Origin of the sequence: Streptomyces sp. NBC_00080 (assembly GCF_045041255.1) — a bacterium.
GTDB classification, from domain to species: domain Bacteria; phylum Actinomycetota; class Actinomycetes; order Streptomycetales; family Streptomycetaceae; genus Streptomyces; species Streptomyces coriariae.
The window spans coordinates 6,003,108-6,024,106 of sequence record NZ_CP108235.1; the positions used below are offsets into that span (position 1 = coordinate 6,003,108).

The 20,999-nt window shown below is 71.4% G+C and carries 18 protein-coding genes; 12 read left to right on the plus strand and 6 right to left on the minus strand.

The window, feature by feature from the left end:
• Positions 1 to 27: 27 nt before the first annotated feature.
• The gene (locus OHU34_RS26855; RefSeq protein WP_405768665.1) at positions 28 to 1,104 is read left to right on the plus strand and encodes a zinc-dependent alcohol dehydrogenase family protein; all 1,077 of its coding nucleotides are present in this window, start codon (positions 28 to 30) and stop codon (positions 1,102 to 1,104) included.
• Here the strand turns inward: OHU34_RS26855 and OHU34_RS26860 are convergent.
• The 3 genes from OHU34_RS26860 to OHU34_RS26870 form a co-directional block, all read right to left on the minus strand.
• On the minus strand, positions 1,052 to 1,615 hold the full coding sequence (locus tag OHU34_RS26860; RefSeq protein ID WP_142264409.1) for a GNAT family N-acetyltransferase: 564 nt from the start codon (positions 1,613 to 1,615) through the stop codon (positions 1,052 to 1,054). The two genes, OHU34_RS26855 and OHU34_RS26860, sit on opposite strands and share 53 nt — an antisense overlap.
• Positions 1,616 to 1,673: 58 nt before the next feature.
• Positions 1,674 to 1,874, minus strand: a complete 201-nt coding sequence (locus OHU34_RS26865; protein ID WP_020131726.1) for an AlpA family transcriptional regulator — start codon at positions 1,872 to 1,874, stop codon at positions 1,674 to 1,676.
• 435 nt (positions 1,875 to 2,309) lie between these two features.
• Complete coding sequence (locus OHU34_RS26870) at positions 2,310 to 3,143, minus strand: helix-turn-helix domain-containing protein (protein ID WP_142267842.1); 834 nt, start codon at positions 3,141 to 3,143, stop codon at positions 2,310 to 2,312.
• Between the two features lie 352 nt (positions 3,144 to 3,495).
• On the opposite strand from OHU34_RS26870, the gene OHU34_RS26875 reads away from it, so the two are divergent.
• Together OHU34_RS26875 and OHU34_RS26880 are read left to right on the plus strand one after the other, a co-directional pair.
• The gene (locus OHU34_RS26875; RefSeq protein WP_405768668.1) at positions 3,496 to 4,005 is read left to right on the plus strand and encodes a helix-turn-helix domain-containing protein; all 510 of its coding nucleotides are present in this window, start codon (positions 3,496 to 3,498) and stop codon (positions 4,003 to 4,005) included.
• A 216-nt stretch (positions 4,006 to 4,221) separates the two neighbouring features.
• On the plus strand, positions 4,222 to 5,157 hold the full coding sequence (locus tag OHU34_RS26880; RefSeq protein WP_142264407.1) for a GNAT family N-acetyltransferase: 936 nt from the start codon (positions 4,222 to 4,224) through the stop codon (positions 5,155 to 5,157).
• A gap of 90 nt (positions 5,158 to 5,247) precedes the next feature.
• Here OHU34_RS26880 and OHU34_RS26885 read toward each other — a convergent pair whose 3' ends face one another.
• Both OHU34_RS26885 and OHU34_RS26890 read right to left on the minus strand, forming a co-directional pair.
• Positions 5,248 to 5,751, minus strand: a complete 504-nt coding sequence (locus tag OHU34_RS26885; RefSeq protein ID WP_405768670.1) for a hypothetical protein — start codon at positions 5,749 to 5,751, stop codon at positions 5,248 to 5,250.
• 75 nt (positions 5,752 to 5,826) lie between these two features.
• A complete protein-coding gene (locus OHU34_RS26890; protein ID WP_142264406.1) occupies positions 5,827 to 6,753 on the minus strand; it encodes a sugar phosphate isomerase/epimerase in 927 nt (308 codons plus the stop codon).
• Positions 6,754 to 6,940: 187 nt separating this feature from the next.
• On the opposite strand from OHU34_RS26890, the gene iolC reads away from it, so the two are divergent.
• From iolC to mmsA, 5 genes are read left to right on the plus strand one after another with little or no spacing between them, the layout of a single operon-like run.
• On the plus strand, positions 6,941 to 7,891 hold the full coding sequence (gene iolC, locus OHU34_RS26895) for a 5-dehydro-2-deoxygluconokinase (protein ID WP_142264405.1): 951 nt from the start codon (positions 6,941 to 6,943) through the stop codon (positions 7,889 to 7,891).
• Positions 7,888 to 8,772 (plus strand): deoxyribose-phosphate aldolase, encoded by an 885-nt coding sequence (locus OHU34_RS26900; protein WP_142264404.1) that lies wholly within the window; start codon positions 7,888 to 7,890, stop codon positions 8,770 to 8,772. Before iolC ends, OHU34_RS26900 begins: the two co-directional genes overlap by 4 nt.
• Positions 8,773 to 8,779: 7 nt before the next feature.
• Positions 8,780 to 9,616, plus strand: a complete 837-nt coding sequence (iolB, locus tag OHU34_RS26905; RefSeq protein WP_230195670.1) for a 5-deoxy-glucuronate isomerase — start codon at positions 8,780 to 8,782, stop codon at positions 9,614 to 9,616.
• Positions 9,613 to 11,505, plus strand: coding sequence for a 3D-(3,5/4)-trihydroxycyclohexane-1,2-dione acylhydrolase (decyclizing) (gene iolD / locus OHU34_RS26910; protein ID WP_405768675.1), 1,893 nt, complete (start codon positions 9,613 to 9,615; stop codon positions 11,503 to 11,505). Before iolB ends, iolD begins: the two co-directional genes overlap by 4 nt.
• A gap of 14 nt (positions 11,506 to 11,519) precedes the next feature.
• Positions 11,520 to 13,022, plus strand: coding sequence for a CoA-acylating methylmalonate-semialdehyde dehydrogenase (gene mmsA, locus OHU34_RS26915; protein WP_057600240.1), 1,503 nt, complete (start codon positions 11,520 to 11,522; stop codon positions 13,020 to 13,022).
• Positions 13,023 to 13,076: 54 nt separating this feature from the next.
• Here the strand turns inward: mmsA and OHU34_RS26920 are convergent, their stop codons facing one another.
• Positions 13,077 to 13,910, minus strand: a complete 834-nt coding sequence (locus OHU34_RS26920) for a hypothetical protein (RefSeq protein WP_405768677.1) — start codon at positions 13,908 to 13,910, stop codon at positions 13,077 to 13,079.
• Positions 13,911 to 14,242: 332 nt separating this feature from the next.
• Here OHU34_RS26920 and OHU34_RS26925 point away from each other — a divergent pair, with 332 nt between their 5' ends.
• From OHU34_RS26925 to OHU34_RS26940, 4 genes are all read left to right on the plus strand, one after another.
• The gene (locus OHU34_RS26925) at positions 14,243 to 15,649 is read left to right on the plus strand and encodes an APC family permease (protein WP_142264400.1); all 1,407 of its coding nucleotides are present in this window, start codon (positions 14,243 to 14,245) and stop codon (positions 15,647 to 15,649) included.
• A gap of 108 nt (positions 15,650 to 15,757) precedes the next feature.
• The gene (locus OHU34_RS26930) at positions 15,758 to 18,400 is read left to right on the plus strand and encodes an alpha/beta fold hydrolase (protein WP_405768680.1); all 2,643 of its coding nucleotides are present in this window, start codon (positions 15,758 to 15,760) and stop codon (positions 18,398 to 18,400) included.
• Positions 18,397 to 19,251, plus strand: a complete 855-nt coding sequence (locus OHU34_RS26935; RefSeq protein WP_142264398.1) for an ABC transporter permease — start codon at positions 18,397 to 18,399, stop codon at positions 19,249 to 19,251. Before OHU34_RS26930 ends, OHU34_RS26935 begins: the two co-directional genes overlap by 4 nt.
• 140 nt (positions 19,252 to 19,391) lie before the next feature.
• Positions 19,392 to 20,945 (plus strand): von Willebrand factor type A domain-containing protein, encoded by a 1,554-nt coding sequence (locus OHU34_RS26940; RefSeq protein WP_405768684.1) that lies wholly within the window; start codon positions 19,392 to 19,394, stop codon positions 20,943 to 20,945.
• Positions 20,946 to 20,999: the final 54 nt, after the last annotated feature.

The following is a 20,999-nucleotide window of genomic DNA, read 5'->3' on the forward strand; positions in this document are numbered from 1 at the left end:
CGCGGGCGAAGGCGAGGGTGAGGGCACATGCGGGCTGTGGTGTTCGAGCGGTACGGGGAGCCGGCCGAGGTACGCGAACTGGCCGACCCCCGACCGGCCCCGCACGGAGTCACCGTGCGCGTCGAGGCCACCGGCCTGTGCCGCAGCGACTGGCACGGCTGGATGGGCCACGACCCGGACATCGCCCTGCCGCACGTGCCCGGGCATGAACTCGCCGGTGTCGTACAGGAGGTCGGTGCCCGGGTCACCGGGTGGCGGGCGGGCGACCGGGTCACCGTCCCCTTCGTGTGCGGCTGCGGCAGTTGCCCGTCCTGCGCGGCCGGCGACCACCAGGTGTGCGAGCGGCAGACCCAGCCCGGCTTCACGCACTGGGGCTCCTTCGCCCAGTACGTGGCCCTGGAGCACGCCGACGTGAACCTGGTCGCGATCCCCGACGGCCTGTCGTACGCCACCGCCGCCTCCCTCGGCTGCCGGTTCGCCACGGCGTTCCGGGCGGTGGTGCAACAGGGCCGGGTCGCGGCGGGGGAGTGGGTGGCGGTGCACGGCTGCGGAGGCGTGGGCCTCTCGGCGGTGATGATCGCGGCGGCGAGCGGGGCACGGGTGGTGGCGGTGGACGTGTCCCCGAAGGCCCTGGACCTGGCGCGGAAGTTCGGCGCGGCGGAGTGCGTGGACGCGCGGGGCGTGCCGGACACGGCGGAGGCGGTCCGTGAGCTGACCGGGGGCGGCGCACACCTCTCCCTCGACGCGCTCGGATCCCCCGCCACCTGCGCCGCCTCGGTGAACGGGCTGCGCCGCCGCGGCCGGCACGTCCAGGTCGGCCTGCTCCCGTCGGCGGACGGCACCACCCCTGTCCCGCTGGCCCGTGCCATCGCCCTGGAACTGGAGATCCTGGGCAGCCACGGCATGGCCGCGCACACCTACCCGAAGATGCTGGAGCTGGTCCGTGCGGGGGTGTTGCGCCCCGATCTGCTGGTGACGTCCACGATCACACTGGACGAGACCCCGGCCGCCCTGTCCGCGCTGGGCAGCGCCCCGGGAGCCGGGGTGACGGTCATCGATCCGTGGGCCCGAGCGCGGCCCACTCCCGGTCCAGGATCGCCATGAGCACCTCGTCCACCCACACCCCGTCGCGCAGCGCGGCCTCCCGCCGCACCCCCTCGACCACGAACCCGACCTTCTCGTAGACGCGCCGGGCCCGTTCGTTGTCGCCGTACAGCTCCAGCTGGACGCGGTGCAGGCCCAGTTGCTCGAAGCCGTGGCCGACGATGAGCCGGGTCGCCTCGGTGCCGAGCCCGCGGTCGCGGCCCCGGGCTCCGAGCAGCGTGCGGAAGGTGCAGCTGCGGGCGTCCGGGTCCCACTCGTGCAGCACGACCTCGCCGACCAGTTCGCCGGTGTCGCGGACGGTGACGGCGAGGTCCAGCCGGTCGGGCTGCTCGGTGCGGGAGCCGTACCAGGAACGCACCCGCTCCCGGGTGAGGTCGCTGTTCGGCGGGAAGGTGAAGCGGACGACCTCGGGGTCGCCGATGATCTCCCACATGGTGTCGGCGTCGGCCTCGGTGAAGGGCCGCAGCACGGTCTTCGGGCCGGAGAGCAGCGGTTTGACGGAGAAGTTCACCCGCAGCACTGTGCCCCACGTGTCCGTGAGGCACAGCCGGTTTTTTCTCCGCCGAGGGTCAGTCCAGAGCGCGTCCCCGGTTGCCCGGCCGGGAGGCGACCCAGGCACGCACGGTGTCGGCGTACCAGAAGGGCTTGCCGCCTTCGACATGGTCGGGCTGGGGCAGCAGTCCGTGTTTGCGGTAGGACCGCACGGTGTCCGGCTGCACCTTGATGTGCGCCGCGATCTCTTTGTAGGACCAGAGCCTTCGGTCGGTCATGAGTTGCACCTCCCTGCGCGCGCGGGGGTCGGCGGCCGGGAGGCCGCCCGGGGGAGCCCGGCACTGCGCTGGCGATCACCAAGCCTGTGCCCGGTGAACGACACCCGGTGACCGTGAGGAAGCGGCTGTTGACCTCGTGTGACACAAGACCCGCGTATGCGCGATATGTGTGACATAAAAGGGGAGTTTGTGACACAGGTGAAGCAGAGAAGTGTGCGGGGCCCATGGGAGGGGCGTGTTGACAACTGCCCCGAGGTCGTCGACAGGAGGCGGGCCGGGCCCGCTGCGACAGGCCCGACCCGTTCCCGCTCCCCGCCATCCCCCCGGAACGACCAGAACGACCGAAGAGTCCGGAGTGCTCGAAGCACCGGAAGACTCGAAGCACCCGGAACGGCCGGAAATCGCCGGATCAACTGGCAGACCCCCAGCCTGTATTCAGCCAATGCGGCGGGTCTTGGAAAAATACGCACCCGGTCCGGACCAATCGTCCGGGCGGGCCGGCAGGACCAGGCTCGTCGCCTCCCCGCTCAGCCGGTCCGCGGCCGGCGACACCTGTGCCGGAAGCCGCCTGGCCTGCGCGAACTCCCTCGGCGTGCACCCCGTCATCGCCTTGAACTCGCCGCTGAGATGGGCCTGGTCGTAGAAGCCGCAGAGGGCGGCGGTCTCTGCCGCGCTCTGCCCCTGCGCCAGCAGCCGACGAGCCCGTTGCAACCGCAGCACCCGGGCCGCCGCCTTGGGGCCGAGCCCGATCTGCTCACGGAAACGGTTCTCCAGGTGCCGTACGCTCCAGCCGACCTCCTCGGCCAGCCGGGGCACCGGTATCGTGCCGCTCGTCCGCACCAGCAGCGACCAGGCCCGCGCCACCCGCTCCGAACTCGGCGTACCGGCCTCCCGCCACCGGGTGAGAACCTCGTCCAGCAGCCCGAACCGGTCCGCCCAGCCGGGTAACGCGGCCAGCGCGGCGGCGAGTTCACCGAGGGGCGACCCCAGGGAGTGCGGCAGCTCGTCGGGATCGACGGTGCGGTTGACGAGCTCGTGCTGGGGCGTGCCGAAGAGGGTGAACGCGGCCCAGGGCGTCATGAGCACCTCGATGCCCGAGAACCGCCCGCCGTGCTCTCCGACGGCGGGCGTGGTCGTGGGCCCGCAGTACACGGACACGAGCGTGTCCGGCGTCCGCCCCGCCCGCGAGATCCGCACCGGCTGCTCGAACCCCAGCAGCAGGGTCGAGGCCCCGATGGGCGTCTCGAGCCGCCGCCGCGGCCCGTTCATGGCGAGCCGGATCCCGCGGTAGCTCATCACCCCCGGCCGCAGCCGCGGATGGGGCCGAGCCGCGGCGAACTCCCAGGAGCCACCGGGCCCTTGTCCAGACCGGGTGCGTACCACGCTCGCAGTCATGGGCACCCATGCTAGAAGCGGCCACCGCAGTTCCCCAGGGGTGCGGGGAACTGTGCGGCCAACCCCCACTCGACCGCAGACGAAGGACGGGACGAGTAAGTCCGAACCCCGCCTGAGTGGCGGTGCGTGTGCATCGCCGCGATCGTTCCGTTTACAGAACGTTCTGTTCATGGAACGCTGGTCGCGTCACGACCATGCATCACCGGCGCGGTAGGGGCGGAAAGCTGTGGAACTGGGCCAGGAGGTGGGCGAGCGGCTGCGCCGTCTGCGCCAGGACGGCGGCCTGTCGCTGTCGGAACTGGCCCGCCGCTCCGGCGTCGGCAAGGGCACGCTCTCGGAACTGGAGACCGGCCGGCGCAATCCGACCCTGGAGACGCTGTACGCGCTGACCACGGCCCTCGAGGCGCCGCTGAGCGCGGTCGTCGGCCCCGCCCCGGTGCGGGGCGCGGCGGTGCACGCGGTGCTGACGGACCGCGTGCAGGACGCGGCTGCGGTGTCGGAGGTGTATCGCATCCGCATCCAGAGCGGCGCGGTGCAGCGCTCGGCCGCTCATGTGCCGGGCACGGAGGAGCACTTGCTGGTCTTCAGCGGCACGGCGCTGGTTGGTCCCGCCTCCGCCCCGTTCGAGGTGGGCCCGGGCGGCCACGCCCGGTGGGCGGCGGATGTACCGCATCGGTACGAGGCGGTGGGGAGGGATGTGGAGGGGGTGTTGGTGGTGCGCTACCCGGTGAAATGAGATGCCTACGCCGCACCGCCCCGCGCCAGGCCACGACCACCGCCGATCGGTCGTGGGATCCACTGCCGCGGCAGGGGGCCGACGGTATCCAGTCCGTAGGCCCGGGTCAGATGGTCGGACTGACAAGGGCAGGAACAGCCAGGCCTGCCGGTGCCACTGGGTGGCGATTTCATGCAAAGCCAGCTACGTCATCGAGAGACAGGATGATCCCGGTACATGCTTGTACGTATAGCGCGCCCCGTCGAACTACCCGCCCTCGTCCAGCACTCCGACCAGCCCGAGCGCAACGCCGGGACGGCCGCCTACCTCACCGACCTCCTTGCCAAGAAGTGCACCCGGCCGGAGTGGTGCCTGGTCGCGGAGGACGAGGCCGGTCGGCTCACCGCGGCCACCGCGCTATGGACCCTTCCCGGGAAAGACGTCCCGATGGCCCTGGTGCTCCTTGAGGCACCGTGGGACGAACCCGGCCTGGCCACCGGCCAGGCGCTGCTGGCCGAGGCCGTCGCCCTGGCCGACTCGCTCGGCGCCACGGAGCTGGAGCACGTCACCGACTCGCCGACGCAGCCGCCGCAGTTCCAGGCGGAGCCGGAACGGCGCGCCGAGCTTCTCCGTCTGGCGGGCTTCGAGCGGGCCCGTGACGGTCGCCGCTTCCGCCGCCGCTCCGGGGTGGAACTCACTGCGCATGATGACCGACTGACCTGGCATTCCCTGCCCGGTCTGGGCCGTGAGCCGTTCATCGCTCTCCTCGCCGAGGCGCTGCCGACCAGTGCCGACGCCCAACTCGCCGCCAAGGTCGCCCGACATGGCCCCCGGCGTGCCGCGGAGAGCCTCTTCGCGGACATGGAGGAGTTCTTGTACGAGCCCTCGTGGTGGGAACTCGGCTACGCTCCGGACGGCACGCCGGCTGCCCTCAGCCTCCCCGCCCGAAACCCCTCGACCGCGGTGATCGGCCTGGTGGCGGTGTCTCCCGCCTGCCGCGGCAACGGCTACGCGACGGCGGTGGTGGCCCGCGGCACGCGGCTGCTGGTCGAAGCGGGCGCCGAGGAGATCCGCGGCGACTGCGACGCGGCCAACACCGCCATGATCATGGCTTTCGAACGGGCAGGCTACGAGAACTTCGCCGACCGCCAGGAGTTCACCCGCCGGTTGTGAGCGGGGGCCGCTCCCGCGCCGTGACGAATGCTGAGCGGCCCCTCCCCACCCCGGTCGGTGGGGCTGGACGGGTGGTTTCCCGTACCTCCCTCAGCAGTTCGGCTGCAACGAGCGGCTGCGGTCCGCGCTCGGCCTGGTCGAGCGGGTCATCCGGATGCCGGCGAAGTCGAGCGACTTCCGGCTGGACGACTGCTGGATCGTGGACTCCACCCCGGTGCCCTGCGGGATGTCGCGGCCAACGGTGAAACGCTCGGACCCGGCCGGATGGGCGGGCCATGGGTACCGCGCCGGCCACTCGCGGTGCCACTGAGGGCTGAAGCCGTATCCGGTGTGCACTCCGTCCGGGATGCCGATCCTGCGGGCCTTGGCCGATCCGAAGATCGGCGAGCGCGAGGTGCCGGCCTCGATGCACGAAGTCGAGGCCGGCCCGCTGCGGCGAACCCGATGCTCAAGAAGGTGCGGCAACTGATCGAGTCGGTGAACGACACCCTCAAAGGTCGGCTCGACCTCGACGACCACGGCGGCCGCAGCTGCGCGGGAGTCGCGATTCGCGTCGCTCGGCGCATCCTCGCGATGGCCGCCGCGATGTGGCACGACAACGCAACCACAGCCCCGATCACCCGGTCACCGATCGCATAGGACCACTGACCGGGGATCAGACCTGCTCGTCTAGGCGCCGCAGCTCCGAAGAAACGCCCGCGTACGTTGCGCGATGGGCAGCGGAGCGTCCGGCTCGCACGGATACATGTCCTGCTCGACGATCGCGAACAGATCGACATCCAGCTTCCGCGCGGCCTCCAGCACCGGCCCCAGCGCGGGCACACCGGCGGGCGGCTCGCACATCACGCCCCGCGCGACGGCCGGCCCGAACGGCACCTGGTCGGCCCGCACGTCCGCCAGGATCTCCGGGTCGACCTGCTTGAGGTGCAGGTATCCGATCCGCTCGCCGTAGGTCTCGATCAGCTTGACGCTGTCGCCGCCGCAGTACGCGTAGTGCCCGGTGTCCAGGCACAGCGACACCAGGTCGGAGTCGGTGCCGTCCAGGAAGCGGACCACGTTCTCCTCGCTGTCGATGTGGGTGTCGGCGTGCGGGTGGACGACGATCTGCAGGCCGTACCGCTCCCGCACCTCCTTGCCGAGCCGCTCGGTCAGCGAGGTGAGGTTGCGCCACTGCTCGGGCGTGAGGGTGTCCGGCTCCAGTACCTCGCCGGTTTTGTCGTCCCGCCAGAAGGACGGGATGACGACCAGGTGCTTCGCGCCCATCGCCTGGGCGAGCACCGCGTTGTCCGCGACATGCGCCCAGGTCTTCTCCCAGACGGCCTCGCCGTGGTGCAGGCCCGTGAAGACCGTGCCCGCCGACACCTTCAGGCCACGCTTGGCCGTCTCCTCGGTGAGGAGTGCGGGATCGGTCGGCAGGTACCCGTAGGGGCCGAGCTCGATCCATTCGTAGCCGGACTGCGCGACCTCGTCGAGGAAGCGCTGCCAGGGGACCTGGGCGGGATCGTCCGGGAACCAGACGCCCCAGCTGTCGGGGGCGGATCCGACACGGATGCGGGAAACACCGGAAACTGGTGACTGAGGTGACAACGACGTCATGGGCGTCAGCGTGCTGTCTCACCGAAGGGGTGTCAAGGGCTGGTCCGAATGTCTGGACAAAACATTGACAGGGCCCGCCGCGCGGGGCTAGAAAGCCGTGAGAGCCGATACGGGACGTGTGCCGGGGACGTCCACGAGCGGCGCCTCGGGGCCGAGTCGACGAACGAACCGATGTGAAGGGAACTCGATGGCGTACGACCTGATCACCATGGGGCGGATTGGGGTGGACCTCTATCCGCTACAGACGGGCGTCCCACTCCCGCAGGTCACGTCCTTCGGGAAGTTCCTGGGCGGATCGGCGACCAACGTCGCGGTCGCCGCAGCCCGCCTCGGCCGCGAGACGGCGGTGATCTCCCGCACCGGTGACGACCCCTTCGGCACCTATCTGCACGAGGCCCTGCGCGGCTTCGGCGTCGACGACCGCTGGGTCACCGCCGTGCCCGGACTGCCGACGCCCGTCACCTTCTGCGAGGTCTTCCCGCCGGACGACTTCCCGCTGTACTTCTACCGGCAGCCCAAGGCGCCGGACCTGGAGATAGACGCCCACGAACTCGACCTCGACGCCGTCCGCGAGACCCGTATCTTCTGGGTCACCGGCACCGGCCTGAGCGAGGAACCCAGCCGTACGGCGACCCTCGCCGCCCTGGCCCACCGGGCCAAGGCCGGCACCACGGTCTTCGACCTCGACTGGCGCCCGATGTTCTGGAGCCACCCCGACACGGCCCGCCCGTTCTACGTCGAGGCCCTCAGGCACACCACCGTCGCCGTGGGCAACCTCGACGAGGTGGAGGTCGCCACCGGAGTGCGCGAACCCCGCGCCGCGGCCCAGGCGCTGCTGGACGCCGGTGTCGAACTCGCGGTGGTCAAGCAGGGCCCCAAGGGTGTCCTGGCCGTCAACAGCAAGGGCGAGTCCGCCGAGGTCCCGCCGCTCCCGGTGAGCGTCCTGAACGGCCTCGGGGCCGGTGACGCCTTCGGCGGCTCCCTCTGCCACGGTCTGCTCGCGGGCTGGGACCTGGAGAAGATCATGCGTCACGCCAACGCCGCGGGCGCCATCGTCGCCTCCCGGCTGGAGTGCTCCTCCGCGATGCCGACACCGGACGAAGTGGAAGCCGCGCTCAAGGCGGGGGCCGTCCTGTGACGACCGTGGACATCTCCGAACTCGTCCGCCTGCGCACGCAGCGCCCCGAGGCGATCGCCGAGGCGGCCGCCCGCCGCCCGCGCAGACCGCTGCTGGGTGACTCCGGCCGCCTGATGATCGTCGCCGCAGACCACCCGGCCCGTGGCGCGCTCGGCGTCGGCGGCGACCGGCTGGCCATGGCCAACCGGGCCGGGCTGCTCGAGCGCCTGTGCCTGGCCCTCTCCCGGCCCGGCGTCGACGGCGTCCTCGCGACCGCCGACATCCTGGACGATCTGCTCCTCCTCGGCGCCCTCGACGGCAAGGTCGTCATGGGCTCGCTGAACCGCGGCGGCCTCCAGGGATCCGTCTTCGAGCTGGACGACCGCTTCACCGGCCACCGCCCCGAGGACATCGAGCGGCTGAACTTCGACGCGGGCAAGCTGCTCGTGCGCATCGACTACGACGACCCGGGCTCGCTCACCACCCTGGAGTCCACGGCCCGCGCCATCGACGACATGGCCGCCCGTAAGCTCCCCCTCTTCGTCGAGCCGTTCATCAGCCGCCGCACCCCCGACGGCAAGGTGGGCAACGACCTCTCCGCGGAGGCCGTCACCAAGTCGATCGCCATCGCCTCGGGCCTGGGCGGCACCTCGGCCTACACCTGGCTGAAGCTCCCGGTCACCGACAACCCCGACGACATGGCCGAGGTCATGCAGACGTCCACGCTGCCCGCCGTCCTGCTGGGCGGCGAGGTCGGCGAGGACCAGGACGGCGCGTACGAGAAGTGGCGCGGGGCGCTCCAGCTCCCCACCGTCCGGGGCCTGGTGGTCGGCCGTTCGCTGCTCTACCCGGCGGACGGGGATGTCGCCGCCGCCGTGGACACCGCCGTAGGACTGCTGTGAGGGCCGCATGACACACACAGAGCCGCACCACGACCTGTATCTCCCGCACGGCACCACGGCCGGCGCCGACTACACGCTCGACATCGATCCGAAACGAGCCGGCTGGGGTTACTGCAGTCTGCGGATCGTCGAGCTGGAGCCGGGTGGCACGCACCTGTTCGGCACGGGTGACAGTGAGTGGATCGTGCTTCCGCTGAAAGGCGGATGTACCGTGCAAACAGCCGGTGAAGAGTTCCAACTCCTGGGCAGGGAGAGCGTTTTCGCGTCGGTAACCGACTTCGCGTACGTTCCCCGTGACGCCCGGGTCCAGATCGCCTCCGGCGCGGGAGGCCGCTTCGCCCTGGCAGGAGCGAAGTGCGAGCGACAACTCCCCGCCCGCTACGGCCCCGCGCCGGAGGTCCCCGTCGAAGAGCGCGGCAGCGGCAACTGCGCCCGTCTGGTGCGCAACTTCGCCTCCGCCGACGCCTTCGACTGCGACAAGCTGATCGCCGTCGAGGTGATCACCCCGGGCGGCAACTGGTCCTCGTACCCGCCGCACAAGCACGACGAGCACCGACCGGGCGAGGAGGCCGAGCTCGAGGAGATCTACTACTTCGAGATCGACGGCCCGAACGGGTTCGGTTATCAGCGCGTATCCCCCTCACGCGAGGGCGGATCCGACGTCCTCGCCGAGGTCCGCTCCGGCGACGCCGTGCTCGTCCCCGACGGCTGGCACGGCCCGGCCATCGCCCAGCCCGGCCACGCCATGTACTACCTGAACGTCATGGCGGGACCGGGCGAGACACGGGAGTGGCGGATCTGCTTCCACCCGGACCACGTAGAGAGCACAGGGGGTTACCGATGACGGCGCAGACCTCGACGACGAGGCTGACGGTCGCCCAGGCACTCGTCCGCTTCCTCGCCGCCCAGTACACGGAGCGCGACGGCGTACGGCAGCGGCTGATCGGCGCGACCTGGGGCATCTTCGGCCACGGCAACGTCGCCGGCCTCGGCCAGGCGCTGGTCGAGTACGGCGACGACATGCCGTTCCACCAGGGCCGCAACGAGCAGTCGATGGTCCACGCGGCCGTCGGCTACGCCCGCCAGTCGAACCGGCTGTCCACCCACGCGGTGACGACGTCGATCGGCCCCGGCGCGACCAACCTGGTCACCGGCGCCGCCCTGGCGACCGTCAACCACCTTCCGGTCCTGCTGCTGCCCGGCGACATCTTCGCGACCCGCGTCGCCGACCCGGTGCTCCAGCAGCTCGAGGTCCCCTACGCGGGCGACGTGTCGGTCAACGACACGCTGCGCCCCGTGTCGAGGTACTTCGACCGCGTCACCCGCCCCGAGGCCCTGATCCCGGCGGCCCTCCAGGCGATGCGCGTCCTCACCGACCCGGTGGAGACGGGCGCGGTCACCCTCGCGCTGCCCCAGGACGTCCAGGCCGAGGCCTACGACTGGCCCGACGAGTTCTTCGCGGAGCGCACCTGGGTCGTACGCCGTCCGGGTGCCGACCCGACCGAACTCGCGGAGGCGGTCCGCGTGATCCGGGCCGCCCGCCGCCCGCTGATCGTCGCCGGCGGCGGGGTCCACCACAGCCGCGCCGAGGAGGCGCTCGCCGAGTTCGCCGAGACCACCGGCATTCCGGTCGCCTCCACCCAGGCCGGCAAGGGCTCGCTGCGCTACGACCACCCCCAGGACGTGGGCGGCGTGGGCCACACCGGCACGGCGACGGCGGACGAACTCGCCCGCACCGCCGACCTGGTGATCGGCGTGGGCACCCGGTACACGGACTTCACCACCGCCTCCAACACCCTGTTCGCCGCCGACGGCGTCCGCTTCCTCAACCTCAACATCGCGCCCTACGACGGCCACAAGCTCGCCGGTCTGCCGCTCGTGGCCGACGCCCGCAGCGGCCTCGGCGAGCTGACCGCGGCCCTCCAGACGCACGGCCACCGCGTCACCGACGCCTATGTCACCGAGTACTCGGAGGACAAGGAGCGCTGGGAGCAGCGCGTCGACGCCTGTTACGAGGCCGAGGAGCCGGACGTACGGCCGACCCAGCCGCAGGTGCTCGGCGCCCTGGACGCCCTCGCCGACGAGTCGGACGTGATCATCAACGCGGCCGGTTCACTCCCCGGTGACCTGCACAAACTGTGGCGGGCGCGCTCCCGTGACCAGTACCACCTGGAGTACGGCTACTCCTGCATGGGGTACGAGATCCCGGCCGCGATCGGCGTGAAGCTGGCCGCTCCCGAGCGCAACGTCTGGGCACTGGTCGGCGACGGCACCTATCTGATGATGCCGACGGAGATCGTGACGGCCGTGCAGGAGGGGATCGCGATCAAGATCCTGCTCGTGCAGAACCACGGCTACGCCTCGATCGGCGGTCTGTCGGAGTCGGTGGGCGGCGAGCGGTTCGGCACCGCGTACCGCTACACCTCGGACGACGGCACCTTCACCGGGGCCCCGCTGCCCGTCGACCTGGCCGCCAACGTGGCCAGCCTCGGTATGCGCGTGCTGCGCGCGAAGACCGTCCGTGAACTGCGCGAGGCCCTCGCCGAGGCGCGCCGCGCCGACACTCCCACATGTGTCTACGTCGAGACGGAAACGGCCGACACTGTGTCGGGCCCGCCGCCCGCGCAGGCCTGGTGGGATGTACCTGTGGCCGAGACCGCGACCCGACCGTCCGCGGTGAAGGCACGTGAGCTGTACGAACGGCACGTCTCCACCCGTCGCCGCCATCTGTGAAGGAGTACTCGGTCATGACGAAGATCGTCAACCACTGGATCGGCGGCAAGACCGTCGAAGGCGCGTCGGGTACGTACGGGCCGGTCACCGACCCGGCGACCGGCGCCGTCACCACCAAGGTCGCGTTCGCGACCGTCGACGAGGTCGACGCCGCGGTGGCCGCCGCGAAGGACGCCTACGCCACCTGGGGCACGTCCTCCCTCGCCAAGCGGACCACGATCCTGTTCAAGTTCCGGGCGCTGCTGGACGCGCACCGGGACGAGATCGCGGAGCTGATCACCGCCGAGCACGGCAAGGTGCACTCGGACGCGCTGGGCGAGGTCGCGCGCGGTCTGGAGATCGTGGACCTGGCGTGCGGGATCACCGTGCAGCTGAAGGGCGAGCTGTCGACCGAGGTGGCCAGCCGGGTGGACGTGTCGTCCATCCGCCAGCCGCTGGGTGTCGTCGCGGGCATCACGCCGTTCAACTTCCCGGCGATGGTCCCGATGTGGATGTTCCCGATCGCCATCGCGACGGGCAACACCTTCGTGCTGAAGCCGTCCGAGAAGGACCCGTCGGCGTCCCTGAAGCTCGCCGAGCTGCTGGCCGAGGCCGGGCTGCCGGACGGTGTCTTCAATGTCGTCAACGGTGACAAGGTCGCGGTCGACCGCCTCCTGGAGCACCCGGACGTCAAGGCCGTGTCGTTCGTCGGCTCGACGCCGATCGCCCGGTACATCCACACCACCGCCGCCGCGAACCACAAGCGGGTCCAGGCGCTGGGCGGCGCGAAGAACCACATGCTGGTCCTGCCGGACGCCGACCTCGACGCGGCGGCGGACGCGGCCGTGTCGGCGGCCTACGGCTCGGCGGGCGAGCGCTGCATGGCGATCTCCGCGGTCGTGGCGGTCGGCGCGATCGGTGACGAGCTGGTGCAGAAGATCCGCGAGCGCGCCGAGAAGATCAAGATCGGTCCCGGCAACGACCCCACCTCCGAGATGGGCCCGCTCATCACGAAGGTGCACCGCGACAAGGTGGCGTCCTACGTCACGGGCGCGGCGGCCGAGGGCGCGGAGGTCGTCCTGGACGGCTCCGGCTACACGGTCGAGGGCTTCGAGGACGGTCACTGGATCGGTATCTCGCTGCTGGACAAGGTCCCGACGACCGCGAAGGCCTACCAGGACGAGATCTTCGGCCCGGTGCTGTGCGTGCTGCGCGTGGACACCTATGACGAGGGTGTGGCGCTGATCAACAGCTCGCCGTTCGGCAACGGCACGGCGATCTTCACCCGGGACGGCGGCGCGGCCCGTCGGTTCCAGCTGGAGATCGAGGCGGGCATGGTCGGCGTGAACGTCCCGATCCCGGTCCCGGTGGGTTACCACAGCTTCGGCGGCTGGAAGGACTCGCTCTTCGGCGACCACCACATCTACGGCAACGACGGCACCCACTTCTACACCCGCGGCAAGGTCGTCACGACTCGCTGGCCGGACCCGGCCGACGGCCCCGGCGGCGTGGACCTGGGCTTCCCCCGCAACCACTGAGGCTGAGGCCCGAACGCGCCTGTCCCCCTCGCGAGGGGGACAGGCGCGTTCGTGTCACCGTGCGGCGCCGGCTTCCTTGATCGCCTCGGTGAGGTCACCGGTCTGCGCGGCCGGCGGCGCCTTCACCTCGGCCGTGGCGCCGAACTTCTCGAAGTCCATGGTGACCTTCATGGTGCCGATCTCCTGGATCATGCGTACCGGCAGGTCCTCGGCTCCGACCCAGACATCCATGGTGATCGAGGTCGCGCCGCCGGTGAGCGAGCCGAAGAGGTTGTCCTCGTTGCCGTAGGCCTCCTTGTACTTGCCCATGCCCTTCCGGTCGACGACGGCCCGGTAGTGGGTCGCGGTCTTGCCGTTCACCGTCTCCGAGCCCAGGTCCTCGACGTTGTCGGCGTACTTCAGGCCCTTCATGGACGCCGACGGGCTGCCGCCGCTGCCGCTGAGCGCCTGCGCGCCCTGCCGGCCGAAGACGGCCGAGCCGTCGATCTTCATCCACTCCTTGCCCTCGAGCGGGCCCGAGGCCTGCGGGTCGACGTCGTAGTAGTACGCGCCGTCCACGAAGAGCATGCGCATCTTCGGATCGTCCTGCATCTGCTGCATCTGCGCGGCCGCGGTGTCCATCAGGACGTCGAACGCGAATCCGTCGCCCCAGGAGTAGGTGCCGTCCATGGTGACCGGGGTGCCGGTGCCCATGGAGGTGGTCATCCTCACCTCCGCCGAGCCCACCTGCTCGGTCCGGTCGGTCGCCCTGCCGAGCGCCGCCATGATCGCGTCGGTGCCGTCCACGGCCTCGGCCGTCCCCTCGGCGGCCTCGGTGCCGCACCCGGCCGTCGTGATCAGCGCGGCCGCCGTGACCGCCGTCCGGACGGCCGCGTACTTCAGCTTCATGAGTCCCCACCCTGTGCTTCGTCTGTGATCCCCGAACCCTGGAGGGACACACTGACACGTCCACATCCCGAACGTCCGCACGTTTTTTTGGCGCCCGCCCTGCGGTTCCCGCACGTCCCGAGGGGGTTGAACGGTCCGCCCGTAAGTGTCAGATCCGTGACCAAGAGGTGCTCCCGGCAACGGATTCCGTAGGTGAACACCTATTGACGCACCGGTTTCCGTCGGGATTCCATGCAGCCGCCGGGAGCGGACGAACGACGTACGACCAAAGCCGCCGGAGGCGATAGCGCTCCCGCCTCACCCCCGCCGCACGAGTCGATCGGAATCGCCGCATGACCGACACGCTCCGCCCTGTCGAGGCCGCCCTCCCTCAGGTGCCCGACAGTCCCCAGAAGCTCAAGCGCTCCATCGGAGTCGTCGGCGGCACCCTCCTCACCCTCTCCTGCGTCACCCCGGCCTCCACCCTCTTCGTCGTCGTCCCGGACCTCTTCGGCTCGCTCGGCACCGCGACCGCCCTCACGATCGCGATCGGCTCACTGCTCTGTATCGCCGTGGCGTTCTGCTACTCGGAGCTGGGCACCCTCATCCCCAGCGCGGGCGGCGAGTACGCCATGGTGTCGACGCTGGCCGGGCGGCTCGCCGGCTGGCTGGTCTTCGTCCTCTCCCTGCTCGTCGTCATGATCGTCCCGCCGGTGATCGCGATGGGCACGGCCGACTACCTGGCCCCGGTCGTCCACCTCGACCCCTCGCTCGCGGGCGCCGGCGTCATGCTGCTCGCCACCCTCGCCGGCCTGCTCGACCTGCGCGCCAACGCCTGGATCACCGGCGTCTTCCTGGTCCTGGAGGTCATCGCGGCGGCCGTCGTCGCGGTGCTGGGCTTCGCCCACGGCCACCGCGGCGCGGGCAGCCTCGTCTCGATGCAGGTGGCCGGCGCCGACGGCCACACCGACACCGTCACCGCCATGCTGGTCGTCTCCGGCCTCGCCATCGCCCTCTTCGTCACCCAGGGCTTCTCGACCGCCGTCTACCTCTCCGAGGAGCTGGAGAACCCGCGCCGCAACGTCGCCCGCACGGTCCTCGCCACCCTCGCCATCTCCTCCGTGATCATCCTGGTCCCGGTCGTCGCCATCACCTTCGGCGCCTCCGACCTCACCGAGCTGACCGGCGGCGACATCGGCGCCATGGTCACCGCCTGGTCCAACTCGGCCGTCGGCACCTTCGTCAGCCTCTGCGTGGCGCTCGCGATCATCAACGCAGGCATCGTGATGGTCATCCAGAACTCCCGCGTCCTGTTCGCCTCCGCCCGCGACAAGGCCTGGCCCCGGCCGGTCAACGACCTCTTCGCCAAGCTCGGCCGGTTCGGCTCCCCCTGGGTCGCCACCCTCGCCGTCGGCGTCCCCGGCGCGCTGCTCTGCTTCGTGAACCTGGACACCCTGTACGGCGTCACCGGCGTCTCCGTGACGGGCATGTACCTGCTCGTCGCGGTCGCCGCCCTGCTCTCCCGCCGCGGCCGCCACAAGGACACCCACGCCTGGCGCATGCCCCTGTGGCCGGTGCTGCCGGTCCTGCTGATCGTCGTCCTCGGCTACATCCTCACCCAGCAGGAGACGGCCTACCTCGTGTGGACCGGCGGTATCACCGCCGCCGCCACCCTCTACTGGGCCTTCTACCTCCGCCCCCACCGCGACACCCGCTGGCTGGTGTCGATCCCGGAGGACGCCCGGGACACACCGGTCTGAGTACCGCGGCTGGTGTAGGGCGAGACGGCTCCGTACGCCGCCGGGATGGCGACGAGTTCGGTCTGCGGTCGACATCTCCACGACAGGTTGACCCCGTACGGTTGAAGCATGGATCTTCGACTGCCCGGTCTGCGAGGACCACGGCGGCCACGACGGATCGTCTCCGCCGTGGCCGCCGTGGTCGTACTCGCCGGTGCCGGTACCTGGACGGCCGTCGCCTCCGACGACGACACGCCCGCGGTGCGCCACACCGACCGGGTCATGGCGGTGGACGGCGTGAAGCTGGACACCTCCTACTTCACCGCCGGGACCGGCCGCCGCCCCGCCGTCCTCCTCGGGCACGGCTTCGGCGGCAGCAAGGACGACGTACGTCAGCAGGCCGAGACGCTGGCCCGCGACGGATACGCGGTGCTCACGTGGTCGGCGCGCGGCTTCGGCAAGTCCACCGGCAAGATCGGGCTGAACGACCCGAAGGGCGAGGTCGCCGACGTCTCCCGACTCATCGACTGGCTCGCGAAACAGCCCCAGGTGCAGCTCGACAAGGCAGGCGACCCCCGGGTGGGCGTGGCCGGCGCCTCCTACGGCGGCGCGATCTCCCTGCTGGCCGCCGGCTACGACGACCGCGTCGACGCCATCGCCCCCGCGATCACCTACTGGAACCTCGCGGACGCCCTGTTCCCCGACGGCGTGTTCAAGAAGCTGTGGGCCGGCATCTTCGTCAACACCGGTGGCGGCACGGCCCGCTTCGAACCCGCCCTGGCCGCGATGTACGACCGCGTCGCCGAGTCCGGGACTCCCGACAGCGCCGCCCGCGCGCTCCTCGAACAGCGCTCGCCGTCCGCCGTCGCCGACCGCATCAAGGTCCCCACCCTGCTCATCCAGGGCCAGACCGACTCCCTCTTCACGCTCGCCCAGTCCGACGCGGCCGAGAAGGCGATCCGCGCCAACGGCGCCCCCGTCGACGTCGACTGGATCGCGGGCGGCCACGACGGCGGCGACATGGAGGGCGATCGCGTCCAGACACGCGTGCGTGCCTGGTTCGACCGCTATCTCAAGGACGACAAGGCCGCCGACACCGGCCCCGCCTTCCGCGTCACCCGCACCGGAGGCGTCGACTCCACCGACGGCGCCGCCCAGCTCAGGGGCGCCAGCGCGGACAGCTACCCCGGCCTGGAGAACGGCGAGCGCTCGTTCCCCCTGACCGGCCGCCGCGAGGAGCAGTCCTTCGCCAACCCGCCGGGCGCCAGCCCGCCCGCCGTCTCGGCCCTGCCGGGACTCGGCGGCGGAGGCCTCTCCCAGCTCTCCTCCCTCGGCGTCGGCGTCTCCCTCGACTTCCCCGGCCAGTACGCCGCCTTCGCCTCCGCCCCGGTCACCGGCGGCCTGCGGGTCACCGGTTCCCCGACGGTCACCGTCCACGTGAAGTCGACGTCCGACACCGCCGTCCTCTTCGCCAAGGTCTACGACGTCAGCGCCAGCGGCAGCCAGGTGCTGCCCTCCCAGCTCGTCACCCCGGTCCGCGTCGAGGGCGCCAAGGCCGGCAAGGACGTCACGATCACGCTCCCGGCGATCGACCACAAGGTCGAGGAGGGCCACCGGCTGCGCCTGGTCCTCGCCTCCACCGACCTCGGCTACGCCTCCCCGATGACGCCGGCGACGTACACCGTCTCGATGAAGGGCGACCTGAAGGTCCCGACCGCCCCCGCCGTGACGACCGCGGCCGCGCCGCTCCCGTCCTGGGTCTGGTGGCTGCCCCTCGCGGGCGCGGCGATCGCGCTCGCCCTGCTGCTGACGGCCCGCCGCCGCACCGCCGGCCCCGCCCCCGACCCCGCGCTCGCCGAGGTCCCGCTCCAGATCACCGACCTGAGCAAGAAGTACGCGAACGGCGACCGCTACAGCGTCCGCGACCTGTCCTTCCGTGTCGAGAAGGGCCAGGTCCTCGGTCTCCTCGGCCCGAACGGCGCGGGCAAGACGACGACCCTGCGCATGCTGATGGGTCTGATCAGCCCCGACGGCGGCGAGATCCGGGTCTTCGGCCACGCCATCCGCCCGGGCGCGCCCGTCCTCTCCCGCGTCGGCTCCTTCGTCGAGGGCGCCGGCTTCCTGCCGCACCTGTCAGGCCGGGAGAACCTGGAGCTGTACTGGCGGGCCACCGGCCGTCCCGCCGGGGACGCCCACCTGGCGGAGGCCCTGGAGATCGCCGGCCTCGGCGACGCCCTCGCCCGCGCCGTCCGCACCTACTCGCAGGGCATGCGCCAGCGCCTCGCCATCGCCCAGGCCATGCTCGGCCTCCCGGACCTGCTCATCCTCGACGAGCCGACCAACGGTCTCGACCCGCCGCAGATCCGCGAGATGCGCGAGGTGATGATCCGGTACGCGGCGGCCGGCCGCACGGTCATCGTCTCCAGCCACCTCCTGTCCGAGGTCGAGCAGTCCTGCACGCACCTCGTGGTCATGGACCGGGGCCGGCTGGTCCAGGCGGGCCCGGTCGCCGAGATCGTCGGCTCCGGCGACACCCTCCTCGTGGGCACCGCCACCCCCGTGGAGGAGCCGGTCGTGGAGAAGATCGCCGCGCTGCCGGGGGTGGCCTCGGCAGCCCCCACCGCCGAGGGCCTGCTGGTCCGTCTGGACGCCGACGGCAGCGCCCAGCGCCTGGTCGCCGAACTCGTCCGGCTCGACGTGCCCGTCCAGGCGGTCGGCCCGCACCGCCGCCTGGAGGACGCCTTCCTCACCCTGATCGGAGGTTCCGCATGAGCACGCTCACCGAGGTCGCCTCCGGCTACCAGGCGGGCCGCACGCTGCCGCTGCGCGTCGAGCTGGTCCGCCAGCTCAAGCGCCGCCGCACGCTGGTCATGGGCGGCATCCTCGCTGCCCTGCCGTTCGTCCTGCTCATCGCCTTCGCGATCGGTGGCGAGCCCGGCGGCCGCAACAACCAGGTGACGCTGATGGACACCGCGACGGCGTCCGGCGCCAACTTCGCCGCCGTCAACCTGTTCGTGTCCGCGGGCTTCCTCCTGGTCATCCCGGTCGCCCTGTTCTGCGGGGACACGGTCGCCTCGGAGGCCGGCTGGTCCTCGCTGCGCTACCTCCTCGCCGCCCCCGTGCCCCGGGCCCGCCTGCTGTGGTCCAAGCTCGTCGTCGGCCTCGGCCTCAGCCTGGCCGCGATGGTCCTGCTGCCCGTCGTCGCCCTCGTCGTCGGCTCCGCCGCCTACGGCTGGGGCCCCCTGGAGCTGCCCACGGGCGGCGCGCTCGACTCCGGCACGGCGGCCCAGCGGCTGGTGATCGTGGTCGGGTACGTCTTCGTCTCCCAACTGGTCACCGCCGGGCTCGCGTTCTGGCTCTCGACGAAGACCGACGCCCCGCTCGGCGCCGTCGGCGGCGCGGTCGGCCTGACCATCGTCGGCAACGTCCTGGACGCCGTCACCGCCCTCGGCGACTGGCGCGACTTCCTGCCCGCGCACTGGCAGTTCGCCTGGGCCGACGCCGTCCAGCCCACCCCCGAGTGGTCCGGCATGATCCAGGGCACCGCCGTCTCCGTGACCTATGCCCTGGTCCTGTTCGCCCTGGCCTTCCGGGGTTTCGCCCGCAAGGACGTGGTGTCCTAGGTCACCGGAGGGTCACCCACCGGTCTCGAAGGACCGCCCTCGTGCCCGGTTCGAGACGGATCCGCAACACCGCGTGTCGCACGTTCCGGCCCCCTGTCCCGTCACAGTCACAGACGTCGACGGACACAGGGGGAACGCACATGAAGACACGCCGGACACACCGGACACACCGGATACCACGACTCTTCGTCGTCGCCGCGGCGGCCACCGCACTGCTGCTCACCGGCTGCGGCGCGGACGGCTCGGACGCCGACAGGGCTTCGGACGGAGCGGCCCGCGGCAGCGAGGCCTTCCCCGCGCCGAGCGCACCCCGCGGGGACACGGACGGGAACACGGACGGGGGCGCGGACAAGGAGACGGACGAGGACGGCAGGACGGCCGCCCCCGACCACCTCTCCACCTTCGCCCTCGACGTCGACACCGCGTCGTACGGCTACGCCCGCCGCACCCTCACCGAGGGACAGCGCCCGGACCCCTCGACGATCCGCCCCGAGGAGTTCGTCAACAGCTTCCGCCAGGACTACGAACGCCCCGACGGCAACGGATTCTCGGTCACCGTCGACGGCGCCCGCACCGGCGTCGACGACTGGTCCCTGGTCCGCGTGGGCCTCGCCACCCGCACGGCCGAGCAGCAGGGCGAACGCCCGCCCGCCGCCCTCACCTTCGTCATCGACGTCTCCGGCTCGATGGCCGAACCGGGCCGCCTGGACCTGGCCAGGTCAGCCCTCGGCACGATGACGGACCGTCTCCGCGACGACGACTCCGTCGCCCTCGTCACCTTCAGCGGCGAGGCCGAGACCGTACTGCCGATGACCCGCCTCGGCGACCACCGCGACCGCGTCCACCAGGCCATCAGCGGCCTGGAACCCACCGACTCCACCAACCTCGGCGCCGGTGTCGAGACCGGCTACGCCGCCGCCGTCGAGGGCCTGCGCGAGGGCGCCACGAACCGGGTCGTCCTGGTCTCCGACGCCCTCGCCAACACCGGGGACACGGACGCCGACTCCATCCTGGAACGCATCTCCACCGCCCGCCGCGAACACGGCATCACCCTCTTCGGCGTCGGGGTCGGCAGCGACTACGGCGACGCCCTGATGGAACGCCTCGCCGACAAGGGCGACGGCCACACCACCTACGTCTCGACCGAGGACGAAGCCCGCGAGGTCTTCTCCACCGACCTCCCGCGCAACATCGACCTGACCGCCCGTGACGCCAAGGCCCAGGTCGCCTTCGACCCCGAGACCGTCGCCGAGTTCCGCCTCATCGGCTATGACGACCGCCGGGTCGCCGACGACGACTTCCGCGACGACCGCGTCGACGGCGGCGAGGTCGGCCCCGGCCACACCGTCACCGCCCTGTACGCGGTACGCACCGAGCCCGGCGCCGACGGCCGTCTCGCCACCGCCACCGTGCGCTGGCTCGACCCCGACACCCGCACCCCGCACGAGAACTCCGGCCGACTGGAGACCGGCGCCCTGCACGACCGGCTCACCGACGCACCCGTCCGCTTCCAGGTCACGACGACCGCGGCCTACTTCGCCGACGCCCTGCGCCGACCGGAGATCCCCCTGCCGGACGCCCCCAGCCTGGGCGAACTCCGTGAAACCGGCGAAAGGTTGGCGAACGAGACCGAGGACAAGGACGTCCGCGGCCTCGCGGACGCGATCGACGACGCCGGCCGTCTCGACCTCTAGTGCAGAACCTTACGCGTGAGTAAGTTACTCACCCGGCACATGCAGCCGCACGCG

Coding starts and splice junctions, on each gene's coding strand:
- mmsA (WP_057600240.1), top strand. CDS start 11,520: ATGACGAAGATCGTCAACCACTGGATCGGCGGCAAGACCGTCGAAGGC.
- OHU34_RS26890 (WP_142264406.1), bottom strand. CDS start 6,753: ATGACGTCGTTGTCACCTCAGTCACCAGTTTCCGGTGTTTCCCGCATC.
- OHU34_RS26940 (WP_405768684.1), top strand. CDS start 19,392: ATGAAGACACGCCGGACACACCGGACACACCGGATACCACGACTCTTC.
- OHU34_RS26935 (WP_142264398.1), top strand. CDS start 18,397: ATGAGCACGCTCACCGAGGTCGCCTCCGGCTACCAGGCGGGCCGCACG.
- OHU34_RS26925 (WP_142264400.1), top strand. CDS start 14,243: ATGACCGACACGCTCCGCCCTGTCGAGGCCGCCCTCCCTCAGGTGCCC.
- OHU34_RS26920 (WP_405768677.1), bottom strand. CDS start 13,910: ATGAAGCTGAAGTACGCGGCCGTCCGGACGGCGGTCACGGCGGCCGCG.
- OHU34_RS26855 (WP_405768665.1), top strand. CDS start 28: ATGCGGGCTGTGGTGTTCGAGCGGTACGGGGAGCCGGCCGAGGTACGC.
- OHU34_RS26865 (WP_020131726.1), bottom strand. CDS start 1,874: ATGACCGACCGAAGGCTCTGGTCCTACAAAGAGATCGCGGCGCACATC.
- iolD (WP_405768675.1), top strand. CDS start 9,613: ATGACGGCGCAGACCTCGACGACGAGGCTGACGGTCGCCCAGGCACTC.
- OHU34_RS26930 (WP_405768680.1), top strand. CDS start 15,758: ATGGATCTTCGACTGCCCGGTCTGCGAGGACCACGGCGGCCACGACGG.
- iolC (WP_142264405.1), top strand. CDS start 6,941: ATGGCGTACGACCTGATCACCATGGGGCGGATTGGGGTGGACCTCTAT.
- OHU34_RS26880 (WP_142264407.1), top strand. CDS start 4,222: ATGCTTGTACGTATAGCGCGCCCCGTCGAACTACCCGCCCTCGTCCAG.
- iolB (WP_230195670.1), top strand. CDS start 8,780: ATGACACACACAGAGCCGCACCACGACCTGTATCTCCCGCACGGCACC.
- OHU34_RS26870 (WP_142267842.1), bottom strand. CDS start 3,143: ATGAACGGGCCGCGGCGGCGGCTCGAGACGCCCATCGGGGCCTCGACC.